Source organism: Nostoc sp. C057 (assembly GCF_013393925.1).
In the GTDB taxonomy this organism is placed as follows: Bacteria; Cyanobacteriota; Cyanobacteriia; order Cyanobacteriales; family Nostocaceae; genus Nostoc; species Nostoc muscorum_A.
On sequence record NZ_CP040281.1, the window covers coordinates 3906401 to 3922530 of the forward strand.

Consider the following 16130-nt stretch of genomic DNA (forward strand, 5'->3'; position numbering starts at 1 on the left):
GGGAAGCCGCTGGCGCGTCTATGTCATTTGTTGATTTTTTACTAATGACTAATGACCAATGACTAATCTTTGACTGTTATACCCATATTCTTAGCCGTTCCTGCCACAATCTTCATTGCCGCGTCGATATCGTTGGCATTGAGGTCGGGGAGTTTCGTTTGGGCTATTTCTTGCAACTGGGCTTTAGTAATTGACCCAACCTTCTTTTTGTTGGGTTCATTCGAGCCTTTTTCAACTTTTGCCGCCTTCCGAATCAGCACTGATGCTGGTGGCGTTTTGAGTACAAATGTAAAACTCCGGTCTTCAAAAACCGAAATTTCTACAGGGATCACCATTCCAGCTTGGTCTGCTGTTTTGGCGTTGTACTCCTTGCAGAACATCATGATGTTAACACCATGTTGACCCAAGGCGGGCCCAACTGGTGGTGCTGGGTTGGCTTTTCCAGCATTCAGGGCCAGTTTAATGACCGCCACTACTTTCTTCGCCATTTGTATTTAACTCTGTTTCTCTACCTGATTAAATTCCAATTCTACTGGTGTATCCCTGCCGAAAATTGAGAGCAAGGCTTTAAGTTTACTCCGTTCTGGAGACACTTCAATTACCTCGCCTTCAAAGTCTTTAAATGGACCAGAAAGCACCATTATCTTATCACCAGTAGCCATGTCAATTTTGACAACAGCTTCTTGTTCACTGGTTTGTTTGAATATGCGTTCAACTTCCGAAGAACTCAGTGGTATGGGGTGGACATGACCGCGACCCTTGCTGCTACCACGTTTTTGTTCTGAACCAACAAAGTTAATTACATGAGAGGTGTTTCGTACCACCTGCCAGGTATCATCATCCATCATCATCCGCACCAGCACATAGCCAGGAAAAACTTTTTCTTCTGTATGCTGGCGACTGCCATCTTTGCGGATTTTCACCGCTGGCGTTTGCGGAATTTCTACCTGGATAATTTTGTCAGCTACATCAAAAGTTTGAATGCGTTGCTCCAAGTTAGTCTTTACACGCTTTTCACAGCCTGAAGCTACTTGTACAGCATACCAGCGTGCTTCTTTTGACGCTGCTTCTGCTGTTTCTCCTGTTTCCTCCGACTGCAACGTGGAGTTGCGAGGTTCGTCTGTTGCAAAAGTCATCAGAACACCTGTTTTGCTGCCCAACCAAACAATCCATCGACCAAGTATATCAAAGATGCGGAGAGTGCCACCATTAACAACACAGCAGCGGATTCGCTCACTATTTGCTTCCGACTGGGCCAAACTACTTTGTCAAGTTCTTCTTTGGTTCCCTGTATGAAGTTGCCTAAGCTAAAACCATTTGTGTTTTCTGGCAATTCTGCTTCACTTTTTTTGGCCACGACCCTTTATCCCCCCGTTTCTTACTCAATTTTGGATTTTGGATTTTGGATTTTAGATTTACCATGCGCTTTAAGGCAAAGGTACTTAACTTCAGATTCTGGGTTGTGCATTTATTTTAATTTTTTGTCAACTCCTTCGGGTTCAGCAGTCACTCATGGGGAAAGCCCCTTAGCTAAGCGTTTCGTAGAGAAGACCGGGCTGCTTCACCAAAATCTAAAATTTAAAATCTAAAATTTGTTCTTCCAGTTTTACAGTTTCGACTCTATTTTACTTAATTGAAAGCAAAACAACTGCAAATACAATAAGTTTACCCGAAATTATTATCGCTAACTGCTAATACAGCAGCTGCGTAATTATTTCGGGCTTTATTTTTTGCTCTTGAGCGCGCCCTGGAGGACTTGAACCCCCGACATCAGGTTTTGGAGACCTGCGTTCTACCAACTGAACTAAGAGCGCACAAGCTGTTTTTTATTCACTTATTGCGCTGAACTAAATTTTAGTTTAACGCAACACGCGATTTCTATCATACTTCAATTTGGTTGAGAAAACAAGTTAGCGGCAGATGCCGCTTGAGATTTCTCCCATAATGAAAGAAGCACGAATCACAAAGGGCGGTCAAACCGTTGCTTAATCCGGGTTGCCTTACCTACGCGATCGCGGAGATAATACAGTTTAGCACGGCGGACTTTACCACGACGTAATACCTTGATGCTATCAATCCGGGGAGAATGCAACAGAAATACGCGCTCAACGCCTACACCTTGAAAAACCTTACGGACTGTAATAGTTTCGTTGATGCCACCATTGCGTTTGGCAATCACTACTCCTTCGTAGGGTTGTACCCGGTATTTTTCGCCTTCTTTAATTTTCACTCCTACTTTTACGGTGTCGCCCACAAAAATGTCGGGCAAATTTGATTTTAGCTGTTCCGCTTCAATGGAGCGGATAATCTCTTGAGCGCTCATAGTCTTTCTGTCTGCTTAAAAAAAAACCCACGATCATCAATCATAAATCGATAATCCTATTTCAGTCTACTTCTACTTATTGGAGATTGATAATTTTACTGAGACAAGACTCGGTAGATCGAAGCTATATTGCAAAATGCTGTACCACAGGTGTAAATCTATGAAATTTAGCGTCGTCATCAGTACCTATAATCGCTTGAACTTGCTGCAAAGAGCAATTGAGTCGGCTCGGAACCAAACCATTGAGTGTGAGGTGGTTGTTGCCGATGACTGTTCTTCTGATGATACCCAAACATATCTCAAAAGCTTAGGGGACAAAGTTGTTTACCATCGGAATGAAGTGAACCTTGGTCATGCAGCAACGGTAAATGCTGGAGTTGCCAAAGCTAGCGGCGACTGGATTAAGTTTTTAGATGATGACGATTATTTAGCTCCCAACTGCATAGAAGAGATGGCTAAGGCGATCGCACTTCATCCCGATGCTGTAATCTGTTCTTGTGTGGCGGCTCAGGTAGATGGCAATGAAGTTGAACTCAGTCGCACCCCGCAAGTTGGCCCTGGTTTAGCTTTTTATATCCCCCAAGCCGATATTCATTACGGTATGCTCTTAGAGCTTGTACCCTTTGGCACACCTGTACAAGTGGCTTGCCGACGTAATGCTTTTGTGCAAACTGGTGGTTGGGATTCCACACTTGATGCTAACTGTGATGACATTGATTCGTGGATTAAGATTGCTCAGTTTGGTGATGCTATTTTCTTTAACCAGTGTCTTGCGTACCGAACTATTTGGCCCGGTGCATATAATCAAAAGTTTTCTTTGTCTCGGCGGTTGGCAACAAATATTTTGATGAAAGAAAAAATTTATGCCTTGGTAAATGAGCAACATCGCTCAAAAATTCCCGGCTTTCAAGATATAAAAAATTACCTGAAACTCCATTGGATTTTAGTATCACTGAAGCAAAAAAACCTCAAGAGCTTTTTTTCAATTATAGATCCATCTATATTTTCTCCTAAGTCTTGGAAGTTTTTGCTCACTGCTGCGTCATCACGTCGCTCTCAGGGAAACAATTCTGAAGTTCGTAAACTTGTATTGATTGATTCGTAAGGGACTACAAAAAATAAATTATTCAAAATTATTTGTAAATTTGTAGGGGTACAAAGCCTTGCGCCCCAATACTTTTCAGTTAAGGGGGGAGGAACGCGAAAAAGTGAGATCATCGTGAAAAGAGCAGGGGGAGTGAAGAGAAAATTTTAGTATTTTTTTACGAGCCTTATAGCCCAATACGCTTGGGTTAAGAGCTACTGGCAAAAATTTTGGGTTTTCGAGACGCGATAAATCGCCGTCTCTACAAGTGTTTTAGTCTGATCTGAACTGTATTGCCTTATAGTCCTAAGAGACCATTTATAAAGTAAATCTTTAGACGGCTGAACGGCGTAACATAATACGAGTCATAACGGCATAAACGGCATATAACGTTCGTAATCCTTATCTGCACCGAGAACACTAAATACACCGAGATAACAATCCCAATCTCGACGATAGAGTAGCTTTTACAATACTACGTTAAACCTGATTATCTGCATATCTGCCCAAATAGGCTTCTAGGGATTAGAGCTTCATGTAAAGTTAAAGATGAATATTTTTAAGTATTAGGAGTCTTGAGTTTGGATAAATTGTAGTTTAAATGTACTAAAAAAGACTAATGCTATAAAGTTAGTAGAAAACTAGAAAAAGTAGGCTAAAAGTACTATTGTTACGTCATTCTCAACACTTGAGCAAAAATATCAACGTATCCAAAAGGAGTTAATGGCCGGGGCGATCGCTCTTGGCGGTGTTTTCCTCATTGGCACTTCGTGGTACTCATTAGTTGAGGGCTGGTCATGGGAAGATGCAGCTTACATGACAGTCATCACTTTAGCTACTGTGGGATACGGAGAGACTCACCCACTGGGTAGCCGAGGAAGATTGTTTACAATTGCCCTGATTTTGTTGGGTGTAGTCAATATTGGTTACATTGTCAACAGATTTACAGAAGCGATCATTCAAGGCTACTTTCAAGAAGGAATTCGGCTACAGCAACAGAGGCGGTTAATGGAATCCCTAACAGAACACTACATCATTTGTGGATTTAGCCGCACTGGTCGTCAAATTGCCAAGGAATTTCGGGCAGAAGACGCACCTTTTGTAGTGATTGATGCTGACATGGAATCTGTACAAAGGGCGCAGACTGAAGGTTACACGGCATATCAAGGTGACGCTACCCTAGATGACACACTTCTGAAAGTTGGTATTGAACGGGCAATATGTATTGTTGCAGCCCTGCCTTCCGATGCCGAAAATTTATACATAGTTTTATCAGCTAAAACACTGAATTCGGGAATTCGGGTGATTGCCCGCGCAAGTACAGAAGAAGCTTTGCAGAAGTTACGACGCGGTGGTGCAGATGAAGTGATATCCCCCTATATTACTGGTGGGAAGCGCATGGCTGCTGCGGCACTCAGACCCCAGGTTTTGGACTTTGTAGACGGGATTTTGACAGGTGCAGACCGTCAGTTGTATATGGAAGAATTTTTACTCGACCCGGCTTTCTGTCCTTTTGTCGGTCAAAGTTTGCAAAAGGCGAGATTGCGATCGCAATCTGGGGCATTAGTTCTGGCAATTCGCCGCGTTGATGGGACTCTTATCGGTGGTCCCACTGGCGATACAGTCTTAATGTCAGGCGATCGGCTGATTGGTATGGGTACAGCAGAACAGTTGCGTAGCCTTAACCAAATTCTCGGCCCGATTAATTCCAAGGAACTACGGCGACCGAAAAATAGCTGATTTATTTTTATTTAATTACTTTTTTATACTAACCTTAAGTAAATATTATATAGTGTAATTGCATACTTAAGAAGTATAATATAATTCAATGAAACGGAATTTAGCGATCGCCACAATATTTACTTTTACTTTGGGATTTTACGCCACACAGACTATTGCTGCTCCTTTGGCAAATACCACAAGTTTTACAAATTGGTGTAAGCAGAAATCAACTTTACCTCCACAGACAAAACATACTGTTGAGGTTCTTTTAGAGACCATTTATAAAGTAAATCTTTAGACGGCTAGACGACGTAACATAATACGAGTCATAACGGCATATATGGCAGCTTCACTCATTTCAGTCAGGCGTTCGTAATCTTTACTCAAACGATGGTACTGGTTAAACCAACCGAATGTTCTTTCTACTACCCAACGCTTGGGTAAAACTTCAAATTCTTTATTAGTACGGCGCATGACCTCAACATGAGCTTGAATCATCAACCAAACAGCCAGCGCAAACTTATCGCCGTCATACCCCGAGTCAACCCACATGACTTCAACTTTTTCTAATAATTCTGGGCGTTCTTCCACCAGTTCCATCAAGGCATACGCTGCAAGCACTCTTTCAGGAGCATTGCCTTCGCTCACAATCACTTTGAGCAATAGCCCAAGGCTATCAACGATTGTTTGGCGTTTTCTTCCTTTGACTAACTTGCCACCATCAAAGCCGTACACATCCCCCTTTTTTCAGTCGTTTTTACCGACTGACTATCTGCTGCGATCGCACTTGGTTGTGTTGACCTACCTAATTTTATGCGAACTTGATCGCGCAGTGTATGGTTTAATTTTTCCCAAACTCCCTTGCGTTGCCATTTACGGTAATAGCTGTATACCGTTGAGCTTGGCGGGAAGTCCCCCGGAAGCATATTCCATTGACATCCAGTTTTCAAATGATAATAGATGGCATTGCATATTTCACGCATATCTGTTGTGCGTGGATGCCCTCCTTCTTTAGCTGGTGGAATCAAGGGAGCCAAGATTTCCCACTCTATATCAGTTAAATCTGTGGGGTAAGACTTTCGCGCCATACCGACTATCTATGTAAATACACTGCACATGAAGTATTTTATCGTTATCATAACTCCTTTCTCCTGGCTTTTAGATTTACTTTATAAATAGCCTCTTAGAAAAAGCTCAAACTCAAAATTGCAAACAGGCTAACCAAAAGCTGACTAATTTGACTGCTCTCTCCCTCAACTCAAATAAAATCAGTGATATCAAGCCTTTGTCTGCTCTAACTAATTTGACTTCTCTCGACCTTGGCTCAAATGAAATCAGTGATATCAAGCCTTTGTCTGCTCTGACTAATTTGACTTCTATCGACCTTGGCATAAATGAAATCAGCGATATCAAGCCTTTGTCTGTTCTGACTAAATTGACTTCTATCGACCTCGACATAAATGAAATCAGCGATATCAAGCCTTTGTCCGCTCTGACTAATTTGACTGCTCTCTCGCTCCGAGAGAATCAAATCAGCGATATCAAGCCTTTATCCGCTCTGACTAATTTAACTTCTCTCTCTCTCCGCTCAAATGAAGTCAGCAATATTAAGCCTTTATCCGCTCTGACTAATTTGACTTATCTCTACCTCAACTCAAATCAAATCAGCGATATCAAGCCTTTGTCTAATCTGACTAATTTGACTATTCTCTCTCTTGAATCAAATGAAATTAGCGATGTCAAGCCTTTGTCTACTCTGACTAATTTGACTGAACTCTCCCTTAACTCAAATAAAATCAGCAATATCAAGCCTTTATCATCTCTGAAAAAATTAACTTTTATTAATATTAAGAACAACGCGATCGCACCCAAAATATGTCCTGTAAAACCAGAATCTATTTGCCAATTTGATGAGCTTTAAAGTAGCGATCGCGCGCGAACCTTGAGTTATTTGTCAAGCAATCTAAAGTTTGATGGCAACGATGCGAATTCTCCGATAGTCGGCTGTCCAATTGCCTTGTTGATACAGTGTCGGCAAAAGATGCTCTTCCACGGTGCGAATTATTTGTATTTTTTGGTCAGCAGACAGTCCTGCTAGAAAAGCATCAGCAAACATTTCAAGCCAGTTCGCCATCCCTGCTTCGCCTTCTGTTAGGGGAGTAGGACGAGCAAACAAGGTGGCATAAGTAACATCAAAGCCTTGTTGTTCTAGTAGGGTAGCGTACTCACCAATACTAGGAAAATACCAAGGATTCAGTGCTTGTGGGGAAATAGCGATCGCCTCTAAAGCACTGTACAAAGCTGTGACGATCGCTTGAACATTTCCCTTACCACCAAATTCTGCGACAAAACGCCCCCCAGGTTTTAACGCTTGATGTATGGAAGCGATCGCCGCATCTGCTTCTTTAATCCAATGTAAAACAGCGTTGGAAAATACAGCATCCAATGGTTTCAATACTTGAAAATCTCTGGCATCAGCAACATCAAAGCGTAGATGAGGATAATTTTGTCTTGCTGTCTCAATCATCGAGGATGCGCGATCGATTCCAGTCACTTCAGCCCCGGCTTGAGCAATTTTTTCTGTTAGTTGTCCAGTCCCACAGCCAAGATCCAAAATGGATTCTCCCGGCTTGGGGTTGAGTACTTTCAGCAAGTTCTCGCCATATTGCCAGACAAAGGCGTGTTTATCCTCATACAGGTCTGTGTTCCAATTATTGTCGAGTAATGGAAGATTATTCATAAACTATGAAATTACATTGCAGAGTATTGTTTTGCTAGTCGTCAACCAAGTTCGGTAGGTTGGTGACTGCATAATCATCACAATAAAAAATATTATTAATTATGTCCAATATATATTTTGACCTTAACTAATATTTAAAAGATATAAGTTCAGGTAACAGATGGAACTACGACACCTGCGCTACTTTGTCACCTTGGCAGAAGAACTGCACTTTGGACGGGCAGCAGAAAGATTGCACATTGCCCAACCTCCCTTAAGTCAACAAATTCGCCAGCTAGAGAAGGAATTGGGCTTTGAACTGTTTCATCGCACAAAACGAAGTGTGCATTTAACAGAAGCGGGGGTGGTTTTTCTGGATGAAGTCCAACAAATTCTCAGGCAATTGCAGCAGGCAATCCAAGTCGGGCAACAAACTAGTCGCGGTGAACTCGGAGAATTAGCGATCGGCTTTGTCAGTTCTGCCGCGTATAATATTTTGCCAACTATTTTGCGAACCTTTCGGAATTGTGCCCCTGGTGTGAATCTAGAGTTGCATGAACTGACTACAGATCAACAGTTAGAGTGGTTACGCACAGGTCGGATAGATGTAGGGTTTGTCCGTCCACCTGTGGAGGAAAATACATTTAGCTGGGAAATAATTTTTCAAGAGTCGTTGATAATAGCATTACCTGAATCACATTTGCTAGCAAATCAATCTTATGTTTGTTTGCGATCGCTTGCTAATGAACCCTTTATTTTATTTCCGAGAATATTAGCGCCTGGACTCTACGACTTAATTATTAGTCTCTGTCAGCAAGCAGGCTTTAGTCCCTCTGTAAGTCAACAAGCCATTCAGATGCAAACAATTGTTAGCCTAGTGGCAGCCGAAATAGGTGTTGCAATTGTGCCGGCATCTTTACAAAATTTGCAACGAACTGGGGTAGTTTATAAAAATATCGAGCCAGTCAGCCCAAAAGTTGCCATTGCAATGATTTGGCGCAGCAGCGAGACATCCCCAACGATACAGAGATTTCTGGAGATTGTAAAACACATAATTTGATTTATTACTGGCGATTTATTTACCAATCAGTATCTATTCCAAAAATCTGCAAATGGCTGTTAAATCTTCTGATTGTGGCTGTAAGTGAAATAACCAATGACCAATGACCAATGACTAATGACCAATTTCTTTCCACCCATGCATGGATGCTATACCTTTTGTAACCCATTCGATCAAAATTGGCGGAGCTTCTGATATCAAAATGCTAGGATAAACTGCTGCGCCCCATTCGGGATGCACTAGTACACGGCATTGATTTTTAATCACTGGATAGTTGAGCAAAGCTTTGACAACTGCTGTGTCATCATGGGGAATTGCTCCAGGATGAGATAGTAAAGGGTAGCCTGTACGAGGGTCGATCAGGTCAGTTAAATAGCCGCGATCGCGCAGATTAAATGCTAAATCACAGCCAAATCGCATAAACTTTTCTCGTAAGCGTTCTTTCTCTGACTCTACTTCTGCCGTCTTTTTGACTAATTGATAACGCGATTGCTGCAAGACAATCACTACTCGTAAAAACGGTTGCCGTTTCCAATCCGGTAATATCCGTTCGCAGTTGGCACAGATATATTGACTGGGAGCATGAATTGAAATTTGAACCGCTTGTCCTGTTTCGCCAACTAAATTAATGGGACAGGCTTGCTCCGAAGTGTAAACTTTGGGATAGTTCACTAAATTGATTCGGCTTATGCAAATTTTTTAATTTAATCTACGGTATAGATGATAGCTCTTAAAAGTTCAGAAAAATCATCATTTTCCTCTCTTATGTTACTTTTTTTAGAAGCATAAGATAATAATTTGAGAATTTTAATCCGAATTTTATCCTTTATTAACCTGTCGTCATGGGATTTGTTGCGATCGCTGTAGGCATTAGCAAAGATGTAGAGTCTCTAAGAGAAGCGATGCCTACGCCTACGCTCCTGAAATATGTTCGATTAAAACCCCAAAAAATTAACTCCATCTCACCCAATTAATTGAGTTTTAAAGAATTCACTGGCACTTCATCCCAAGAATCAACTGTCCGCAATTGCGCTATCCAACCCTCTGCTTTTTGCTTCTCGGTCAAATTATTCTGAAAGGAATCATGACACTCTTTAGCTTGAGATTCATTACAAGTAGCAATACAGGCATGAATCATCCCAGACGGATCAATTTGCTCATTTACCCAAATAGTCATGGAATATTCCCTCGAAAAGTGTAGCGAAAAAGCTATTTGTTATTTTAGAACACTATTAGAGCCAATCAATTTTAGATTTTGGATTGCCGATTTTGGATTTTAGCATCGCGGCTCGACTGAGCGATCGCCAAATATCTTAGTCAAACTATTTAGGATTTGAAATTGTTATTGCCTCTTTCGTAGCGACGGCGGTAGAGTAATTCTAACTGTCCACCATATTCTTGAATCCAAGCTATCTGGCGCTGATAGAGTCCCCGGAAAGTATTAGCAAATAATAGTGTAAAGATTGCTACTACTAATCCTGATGCTGTGGATACTAAAGCTTCACTAATCCCAGATGTGACACCTGTTGTTTTAGTACCTCCCACATCTCCAATATTTAGAGAGGCAAAGGAGTTAATTAATCCTAAGACAGTTCCTAGAAGTCCCAACAACGGCGCAAGACCAATAATTGTCTCAAAAATATTTTGTGATCGCTTAAGTAAGGGAATTTCGGCTTGTGCTTCGCTTTCTAATGCCAAACGAAATTCTTCTGGTGTCGCCTCTTCTAACTCTAAAGCTGCTAAAAAAATTCGGGCAATGGGTAAATCAGTATTTTTTTGCAACTTATCTAAAGCACTAACTACATTATCAAGGCGATAAAGCTGTAGCACCTCTCGCACTACCTTATTTTGCCGATTATTTATTCTTACCCAAAAGATGATCCGCTCGATAATCAGCGCTACTCCTAACAAAGAGAAGGCTAGCAGAGGCCACATGACCACGCCACCTGCTGTAAACAGATTACTAATTTCCATTTATTATTTTTTAACTATTCAACAACGCTAGATTAGCAGATCGTTGAGATGGAGTAGTTTAACACTGCATTGTAGTGACAGTAGCTTTTGGGCTATCCTCAGTTTGATCGATTGCGATCGCAGGTTATTGAGAATTTATTTATAGCAGTAACTTTAACAAATGTTAAGGAGTTTAGATTATTCCTACACCAGAACAAAAAACACAGTGCTACATATTGTGCTGCTGGTTTACTAAGCTTTACTTGCCTATTAATATCGTTCGTATGGATGAACGGACAAAAAATCTATTCTTCTTGGCAGGTGAGGAAAATATTATAGAAATATACCCTAACGGTAAATGGAGATACATAGGATGAGCAAGCCTAATTTTCATGCAATGAGTCAAAAAGAGCTACATGATTACGTTCTTGCTCATCGAGAAGATCAAGAGGCCTTCTACGCTTATGTGGATAAGCTGCATCTCGAAGGTAATTGGATTGAAATGCCACCATTACAGTCAGAACAAGATTTAGAAAATTATCCTAACTTCATTGAGCGTATTCGCAGCACTTCTGAGCCACGAGATGGAGCAGTTTAAGGCTTACAGCAGCTTTTCTGCTACCCTGAGTTTGGCCGATCGCGATCGCGGATTTTTCCCAATTTCCTCTTCCTGAGCAATAATCGGCTTTTTTGTCAAGACTTTTAATAAAGGTGAATTTCTTAAACCATGCTTCACCGGGCGATCTTCCAAACTGTGGAAACTGATAATCGCAATTCTGCCACCAGGGACAAGGGCATTTGGTGCTTTATCCAAAAAGGTTTCTAGGGATTTTAACTCATCGTTGACGACAATTCGCAGAGCTTGAAAAACACGAGTAGCGGGGTGGATTCTCCCATAACGGTATTTGGGGGGAACTGAAGAAGCGATCGCATCAGCCAATTCTGTAGTCGTGTGCAACGGCCGCCGTTCTACAATACGACGAGCAATGCGCCGCGATAATCTCTCTTCACCGTACTTAAAGAAAATATCAGCTAATTCTGCTTCATCCCAATTATTAATCACATCAGCAGCAGTTAGCGATCGCCCTCTATCCATTCGCATATCTAAATTTGCAGCTTGGCGAAAGCTGAAACCCCGTTCTGCTTGGTCTAAATGGTAAGAACTTACCCCCAAATCGGCTAAGATACCATCGAAAGTATTGGGGGGAAACTCATAGTCAGCAAAATTGCTGTAAATAAATTGTACGCGATCGCCAAACTCTGCCAATTCTTTCCTCGCTGCTGCTAAAGCATCCTCATCTTGGTCAATTGCCGTTAATTTTACATCTGGTGCAGCTGCTAAAATCAAACGGCTGTGACCTCCACCGCCTACCGTCGTATCAAGATAATGACCTCCGGGAGATACCGCTAGACCTGCAATTACTTCTTGCGGTAACACTGGTAGATGGGAAAATATCGGTTCTTCAATAGCTAGCTGACGATTCATGAGACTTAAGGCAAAAAACCACAGATGAACTTTAATTATGTATTCTTTTCTTTGTGTCTTTGTGTGTTCCTAATTAAAAATAGTTTTTAAACCACTAAGAGGATGTTTTAAAAGTGGTTGGTGTAAACAACTAAAAAAGTTGTACAATTTACGCGTCTAGAAGCACTATTGTATCGTTAGCTACTGAGAAGTTTTGAAAAAATAAAGTTCTACAATTTCATCATGCTACCATCCAGAAACAAATAAAAAAGTTGCACAATTTTGCAAACGACTTCCCTGTAAGGATTTGAGAATATTTGTTTCAAGATTTAGTGGCGATGCCTACGGCGAGCTGCGCCTACGCATTCCAAGTACAAAGCTAAATCAACAGCTTGAGTTTCGAGGAATGCGATCGCAGTAGTGCGCCTACTTAGGTGATTTACAAAAATAAATATACCGATGCCGTTGGTTTCGACTTCGCTCAACCAACTGATAGATCGAGAGTTAGGCGTACCCCTGTGGGGAAGCAAGCTACGCGGAGCGTCTCCAAGAGTTGTCGAAACTCGCCAACACAGGTATTTTCTTTGTCGGAGATCACCTTACTTCGACAAAACCACGCTTTGACGTACAGCACGCTTGCGATCGCTTTTACGAGTACCTCCAGCCATCTGATACTCATGGCTATTATTACCAAATTTATAAGCAATCCCACTTAAGATTTTTTCAGAATAGTCTGCTAAATCTTGTTCATTTTCAATGATTTGGGTTCGTAAGACATCAATAGTAGAGAGAGTGGTGTTGTATGCTTCTAGAGATTTTCTCAGGCTTGCGATTTTTTCGGTATAATCTTTGACTGTTAATCCTTCTCCAACATCAAGAGTTGGACTAATTGATTTAATGCTTGCTAAACGTACTTCAGCTTTGCCAAGAGTACGTGAGTTGCGTTTTAGTCTAGCCATATTAATACTCATTTTTCAATTTACTGATAACTCTATAGTGGACAATTTTGTAAGAGGTTGTCATACGTAAAATTGTTGATTTTTGAGAAAAAGCCTCAGTCAAAGCAGAAGTTACTACAGGTTACGTGAAACACGGAAACGTGAAGACGGAAGTTGCTGCAACGATCGCGGAAGTTGCTACAGGGTACGCAAAACACGGAAATGTGAAGATTGAAGTTGCTGCAAAGATCGCGGAAGTTGCTACAGGGTACGCGAAACACGGAAATGTGAAGATTGAAGTTGCTGCAACGATCGCGGAAGTTGCTACAGAGAAGATAAATAGCGATCGCCTGTTTTAATCAGTGCGATCCCCCCCCCAGAAGTTTCATGAAAGTGCGATGGCTACGCCCGCCGCAGGCATCGCAAAGCTAGTTGCTTTTAGTACCAATGCCATCGCAGAGGGTGCGATCGCTCACATTGTAATTTGAAAATAAACACGTAGCCTAGCGTAACTGTAGACTATGTTAGTTTTGTATCGGCCTAACAATTTTAGCGCCTCAGATGCTTGTTATTTCATGATAAATAAGAAATAACGGTTGAACAATTTAATTTCAAGGATACATAAACCTTAGCGGGACTTAAACACTTCTGAGCCATAAACAAGCCTCAAACTCATACAATTTTTACTTCTAGCGTGAAAATGCTACCTATTCCCGCTTGACTTTCAACTCTCAAATTTGCTTGATGTTTTTGGGCGATCGCCACAGCTATAGCTAACCCCAACCCTGTACCTCCGGTTTTACGAGAGCGTAGGCGCAGCCCGCCGTAGGCATCGCCATCAACACGGTAAAAGCGATCAAAAATTCGCTTTTGTTCAGCAAGCTCAATCCCAATTCCCGTATCTTTCACAGCAAGAACAGCAGTGTAATCACTCTTGACTAAGCTAACAGTTACATATCCCCCTCTGGGCGTGTACTGGATGGCATTGGCAATCAAATTTGACACTAAACGGTAAAGTTGCGATTCATTACCTAGAGCATAAATCTCGCAAGTGGGAATTTGGCTCCTTAAGTTAATATCAGCAGCAGTGGCCATCTCTAAAAATTCTTCGGTCAAATCGCTCACCAAATCATTTAAGCAACAGGGCTGAAAAGGTTTTGCACCTGAATTTTGCTCAAGACTGGTCAACAAGAGTAAGTCTGCGATCAAATGGCTCAACCTTCGCCCCTGCCGCTCAACAGTATGGAGCATCATTTGGATATCTTGCTGATTTGATTGCTGTATGCGGAGGATAGCTTCCACAGTTGCCAAGAGGCTAGCAAGGGGCGATCGCAGTTCATGAGCAGCATTAGCAGTAAACTGTTGCTGTTGCTGATAGGACTGGTAAATCGGCTGCATGGCTAATCCTGAGAGCCACCAACTGGAAATAGTGACCAAGCTCAGGGCAATAGGCAACCCAATCGCCATAATCCATTGAATTCGCCTGATTTCGGCATCAAAATGTTCTAAGGTGCGCCCAATTTGCAAATAGCCCCAGGATGAATCAGCATTGGTTTCATTAGCTAAAGTATGGGTATTGGCACTATGCAAAATCGTGGTGAATTGGTGATAGCGAATACCGTTAGCCGTGCGAAAGGTTTGCCATGAAGTGCGGTTGAGAGTTGGCGGCAGAGATAGCGGTTGATTGGGTGAAAAAGCTAGGAGTTTCCCTTGATGATTGAATAGACGAATATAATATGTGGTGCGATCGCTGATGCCGATGGTGTGCCTTTGAATCAGCGTCGGCGTAGCCTTGCAGGGTTGTCCACTTAAACAAAGATCAGGAAAAATTTGTTGCAGCACAGCAGTCGGTTCTTCGGAAGGCGGTAACAGTGGTTCGACGCTATCGTGTAAAGTTCCAGCAATTGATTCAATTTCGCGCTCCATTGCTGCCCAGTTTGTCTGAACCATTGCTCGATACATCCCCAAGCCAGAAACACTCAAAATCACGCCCATAACTCCGGCATACCAGAGGGCTAACCGCAGACGACTGCGCCGAAAAAGTGAGTAGCTATTCATGGTTGAGAATGAAGTTGGGAGTTAAAGCGATAGCCAGCACCTGGAACAGTTTCAATCGGGCAGGGACAGCCATGATTTGCTAACTTGCGACGTAGTAAGCGCATTTGCGCCGCAACTACATTACTAATCGGTTCTTCATCCATGTCCCAAAGTTGTTGACGCAATTTACTACCGGGAATGATGCGATTGGGGTTCTGCATCAAATACATGAGTAGCTGAAATTCTTTGGTGGTTAAGGGAATGACTAGGGGTGTAGATCCATCTGAATTTACTCGTAGGACATTGTTTGCTGTATCCAGAGTAAAACCTGCAACAGTCAGCGTGGATGGTTGTAGTTGAGGCGATCGCCTCTGAAGGGCCCGCAACCGCGCCAGCAATTCTTCCATTACAAACGGTTTGACTAAATAATCATCCGCGCCCGCATCCAACCCCGCCACGCGATTTTCCGGCTGACCCAAAGCAGTCAGCATCAGCACTGGTAAGGAATTTTGCTGTAGTCTGAGCTTTTGACATAACTGTAATCCCGACATTTCGGGCAGCAGCCAATCAACAATAGCAACTGTGTAGTCTGTCCATTGGCTTTCCAGGCACAGCCATGCTTGAGTACCATCTGTTACCCAATCCACGACATATCTTTCACTAATTAAGACTTGCTTGATTGCCAGTCCCAAATCTGCTTCATCTTCCACCAGTAAAATTCGCATCACTTCAGGGAAATCAATCATCAAGCTCTGATCTTACAAAAACATCTGCCATTTCACCTGGATTTCATCTGCCCTTTGGCAAACTATGGAGAACTTTTGTTTAA

General features: G+C 42.1%; 22 protein-coding genes and 1 tRNA gene. 8 read left to right on the forward strand and 15 right to left on the reverse strand.

The window, feature by feature from the left end; translation table 11 throughout:
• Window positions 1-62: 62 nt before the first annotated feature.
• The 5 genes from rplK to rplS form a co-directional block, all read right to left on the reverse strand.
• Window positions 63-488 carry a 50S ribosomal protein L11 gene (gene rplK, locus FD724_RS16755; protein ID WP_012412092.1) on the reverse strand — a complete coding sequence of 142 codons (426 nt, stop codon included), beginning with the start codon at window positions 486-488 and terminating at the stop codon, window positions 63-65.
• A gap of 6 nt (window positions 489-494) precedes the next feature.
• Entirely contained in the window at window positions 495-1136 is a 642-nt protein-coding gene (gene nusG, locus FD724_RS16760) for a transcription termination/antitermination protein NusG (protein ID WP_012412091.1), read from the reverse strand.
• On the reverse strand, window positions 1136-1357 hold the full coding sequence (secE, locus tag FD724_RS16765; protein WP_012412090.1) for a preprotein translocase subunit SecE: 222 nt from the start codon (window positions 1355-1357) through the stop codon (window positions 1136-1138). The genes nusG and secE overlap by 1 nt, the downstream gene beginning before the upstream one ends.
• Before the next feature lie 384 nt (window positions 1358-1741).
• A tRNA-Trp gene (locus FD724_RS16770) sits at window positions 1742-1814 on the reverse strand.
• A 146-nt stretch (window positions 1815-1960) separates the two neighbouring features.
• Window positions 1961-2323: a 50S ribosomal protein L19 gene (rplS, locus tag FD724_RS16775; protein WP_114081431.1), complete on the reverse strand. Its 363-nt coding sequence runs from the start codon at window positions 2321-2323 to the stop codon at window positions 1961-1963.
• Between the two features lie 160 nt (window positions 2324-2483).
• Between rplS and FD724_RS16780 the strand changes: the two genes are divergently transcribed.
• The 3 genes from FD724_RS16780 to FD724_RS16790 all read left to right on the forward strand — a co-directional run bounded on the left by FD724_RS16780 (window position 2484) and on the right by FD724_RS16790 (window position 5427).
• The gene (locus tag FD724_RS16780; RefSeq protein ID WP_179073404.1) at window positions 2484-3428 is read left to right on the forward strand and encodes a glycosyltransferase family 2 protein; all 945 of its coding nucleotides are present in this window, start codon (window positions 2484-2486) and stop codon (window positions 3426-3428) included.
• A gap of 702 nt (window positions 3429-4130) precedes the next feature.
• A complete protein-coding gene (locus FD724_RS16785) occupies window positions 4131-5147 on the forward strand; it encodes a TrkA family potassium uptake protein (RefSeq protein ID WP_114081434.1) in 1017 nt (338 codons plus the stop codon).
• 88 nt (window positions 5148-5235) lie between these two features.
• On the forward strand, window positions 5236-5427 hold the full coding sequence (locus FD724_RS16790; protein WP_179073405.1) for a hypothetical protein: 192 nt from the start codon (window positions 5236-5238) through the stop codon (window positions 5425-5427).
• Here the strand turns inward: FD724_RS16790 and FD724_RS16795 are convergent.
• A protein-coding gene (locus FD724_RS16795) for an IS5 family transposase (RefSeq protein WP_179072334.1) occupies window positions 5424-6217 on the reverse strand; the annotation gives its coding sequence in 2 pieces (ribosomal slippage) (window positions 5424-5878 and window positions 5878-6217; 795 coding nt in all). The genes FD724_RS16790 and FD724_RS16795 overlap by 4 nt on opposite strands.
• A 149-nt stretch (window positions 6218-6366) precedes the next feature.
• Between FD724_RS16795 and FD724_RS16800 the strand changes: the two genes are divergently transcribed.
• The gene (locus tag FD724_RS16800) at window positions 6367-7050 is read left to right on the forward strand and encodes a leucine-rich repeat domain-containing protein (protein WP_256874292.1); all 684 of its coding nucleotides are present in this window, start codon (window positions 6367-6369) and stop codon (window positions 7048-7050) included.
• Window positions 7051-7092: 42 nt separating this feature from the next.
• On the opposite strand, the gene FD724_RS16805 is transcribed toward FD724_RS16800, so the two are convergent.
• Window positions 7093-7869 (reverse strand): trans-aconitate 2-methyltransferase, encoded by a 777-nt coding sequence (locus FD724_RS16805; protein WP_179073406.1) that lies wholly within the window; start codon window positions 7867-7869, stop codon window positions 7093-7095.
• 160 nt (window positions 7870-8029) lie between these two features.
• Here FD724_RS16805 and FD724_RS16810 point away from each other — a divergent pair, with 160 nt between their 5' ends.
• Window positions 8030-8908 (forward strand): LysR family transcriptional regulator, encoded by an 879-nt coding sequence (locus tag FD724_RS16810; RefSeq protein WP_179073407.1) that lies wholly within the window; start codon window positions 8030-8032, stop codon window positions 8906-8908.
• 114 nt (window positions 8909-9022) lie between these two features.
• Here the strand turns inward: FD724_RS16810 and FD724_RS16815 are convergent, their stop codons facing one another.
• From FD724_RS16815 to FD724_RS16825, 3 genes are all read right to left on the reverse strand, one after another.
• A complete protein-coding gene (locus FD724_RS16815) occupies window positions 9023-9580 on the reverse strand; it encodes a methylmalonic aciduria and homocystinuria type D protein (RefSeq protein ID WP_179073408.1) in 558 nt (185 codons plus the stop codon).
• Window positions 9581-9878: 298 nt separating this feature from the next.
• On the reverse strand, window positions 9879-10085 hold the full coding sequence (locus FD724_RS16820; RefSeq protein WP_179073409.1) for a glycogen debranching protein: 207 nt from the start codon (window positions 10083-10085) through the stop codon (window positions 9879-9881).
• 149 nt (window positions 10086-10234) lie between these two features.
• On the reverse strand, window positions 10235-10882 hold the full coding sequence (locus FD724_RS16825) for a MotA/TolQ/ExbB proton channel family protein (protein ID WP_179073410.1): 648 nt from the start codon (window positions 10880-10882) through the stop codon (window positions 10235-10237).
• Window positions 10883-11124: 242 nt separating this feature from the next.
• Here FD724_RS16825 and FD724_RS42090 point away from each other — a divergent pair, with 242 nt between their 5' ends.
• Both FD724_RS42090 and FD724_RS16830 read left to right on the forward strand, forming a co-directional pair.
• The gene (locus FD724_RS42090; protein ID WP_372726492.1) at window positions 11125-11238 is read left to right on the forward strand and encodes a hypothetical protein; all 114 of its coding nucleotides are present in this window, start codon (window positions 11125-11127) and stop codon (window positions 11236-11238) included.
• On the forward strand, window positions 11235-11459 hold the full coding sequence (locus FD724_RS16830; RefSeq protein ID WP_179073411.1) for a hypothetical protein: 225 nt from the start codon (window positions 11235-11237) through the stop codon (window positions 11457-11459). Before FD724_RS42090 ends, FD724_RS16830 begins: the two co-directional genes overlap by 4 nt.
• A gap of 3 nt (window positions 11460-11462) precedes the next feature.
• Here FD724_RS16830 and rsmH read toward each other — a convergent pair whose 3' ends face one another.
• The 3 genes from rsmH to FD724_RS16845 form a co-directional block, all read right to left on the reverse strand.
• On the reverse strand, window positions 11463-12347 hold the full coding sequence (gene rsmH / locus FD724_RS16835) for a 16S rRNA (cytosine(1402)-N(4))-methyltransferase RsmH (RefSeq protein ID WP_179073412.1): 885 nt from the start codon (window positions 12345-12347) through the stop codon (window positions 11463-11465).
• Between the two features lie 308 nt (window positions 12348-12655).
• Window positions 12656-12811 carry a hypothetical protein gene (locus FD724_RS16840; protein ID WP_179073413.1) on the reverse strand — a complete coding sequence of 52 codons (156 nt, stop codon included), beginning with the start codon at window positions 12809-12811 and terminating at the stop codon, window positions 12656-12658.
• Between the two features lie 114 nt (window positions 12812-12925).
• Complete coding sequence (locus FD724_RS16845; RefSeq protein ID WP_179073414.1) at window positions 12926-13285, reverse strand: hypothetical protein; 360 nt, start codon at window positions 13283-13285, stop codon at window positions 12926-12928.
• A gap of 125 nt (window positions 13286-13410) precedes the next feature.
• Here FD724_RS16845 and FD724_RS16850 point away from each other — a divergent pair, with 125 nt between their 5' ends.
• Window positions 13411-13623, forward strand: a complete 213-nt coding sequence (locus tag FD724_RS16850) for a hypothetical protein (protein ID WP_179073415.1) — start codon at window positions 13411-13413, stop codon at window positions 13621-13623.
• A gap of 313 nt (window positions 13624-13936) precedes the next feature.
• On the opposite strand, the gene rppB is transcribed toward FD724_RS16850, so the two are convergent.
• Both rppB and rppA read right to left on the reverse strand, forming a co-directional pair.
• A complete protein-coding gene (gene rppB, locus FD724_RS16855; protein WP_179073416.1) occupies window positions 13937-15322 on the reverse strand; it encodes a two-component system sensor histidine kinase RppB in 1386 nt (461 codons plus the stop codon).
• On the reverse strand, window positions 15319-16026 hold the full coding sequence (rppA, locus tag FD724_RS16860) for a two-component system response regulator RppA (protein ID WP_179075537.1): 708 nt from the start codon (window positions 16024-16026) through the stop codon (window positions 15319-15321). Before rppA ends, rppB begins: the two co-directional genes overlap by 4 nt.
• Window positions 16027-16130 lie beyond the last annotated feature (104 nt).

What these genes read in the sequence shown, in the direction of transcription:
- FD724_RS16790 (WP_179073405.1), top strand. Translation starts at nt 5,236, where the DNA reads ATGAAACGGAATTTAGCGATCGCCACAATATTTACTTTTACTTTGGGA.
- nusG (WP_012412091.1), bottom strand. Translation starts at nt 1,136, where the DNA reads ATGACTTTTGCAACAGACGAACCTCGCAACTCCACGTTGCAGTCGGAG.
- rppA (WP_179075537.1), bottom strand. Translation starts at nt 16,026, where the DNA reads ATGCGAATTTTACTGGTGGAAGATGAAGCAGATTTGGGACTGGCAATC.
- FD724_RS16785 (WP_114081434.1), top strand. Translation starts at nt 4,131, where the DNA reads ATGGCCGGGGCGATCGCTCTTGGCGGTGTTTTCCTCATTGGCACTTCG.
- FD724_RS16805 (WP_179073406.1), bottom strand. Translation starts at nt 7,869, where the DNA reads ATGAATAATCTTCCATTACTCGACAATAATTGGAACACAGACCTGTAT.
- FD724_RS16810 (WP_179073407.1), top strand. Translation starts at nt 8,030, where the DNA reads ATGGAACTACGACACCTGCGCTACTTTGTCACCTTGGCAGAAGAACTG.
- FD724_RS16825 (WP_179073410.1), bottom strand. Translation starts at nt 10,882, where the DNA reads ATGGAAATTAGTAATCTGTTTACAGCAGGTGGCGTGGTCATGTGGCCT.
- rppB (WP_179073416.1), bottom strand. Translation starts at nt 15,322, where the DNA reads ATGAATAGCTACTCACTTTTTCGGCGCAGTCGTCTGCGGTTAGCCCTC.
- rplK (WP_012412092.1), bottom strand. Translation starts at nt 488, where the DNA reads ATGGCGAAGAAAGTAGTGGCGGTCATTAAACTGGCCCTGAATGCTGGA.
- FD724_RS16780 (WP_179073404.1), top strand. Translation starts at nt 2,484, where the DNA reads ATGAAATTTAGCGTCGTCATCAGTACCTATAATCGCTTGAACTTGCTG.
- FD724_RS16820 (WP_179073409.1), bottom strand. Translation starts at nt 10,085, where the DNA reads ATGACTATTTGGGTAAATGAGCAAATTGATCCGTCTGGGATGATTCAT.
- FD724_RS16845 (WP_179073414.1), bottom strand. Translation starts at nt 13,285, where the DNA reads ATGGCTAGACTAAAACGCAACTCACGTACTCTTGGCAAAGCTGAAGTA.
- rplS (WP_114081431.1), bottom strand. Translation starts at nt 2,323, where the DNA reads ATGAGCGCTCAAGAGATTATCCGCTCCATTGAAGCGGAACAGCTAAAA.
- FD724_RS16830 (WP_179073411.1), top strand. Translation starts at nt 11,235, where the DNA reads ATGAGCAAGCCTAATTTTCATGCAATGAGTCAAAAAGAGCTACATGAT.
- rsmH (WP_179073412.1), bottom strand. Translation starts at nt 12,347, where the DNA reads ATGAATCGTCAGCTAGCTATTGAAGAACCGATATTTTCCCATCTACCA.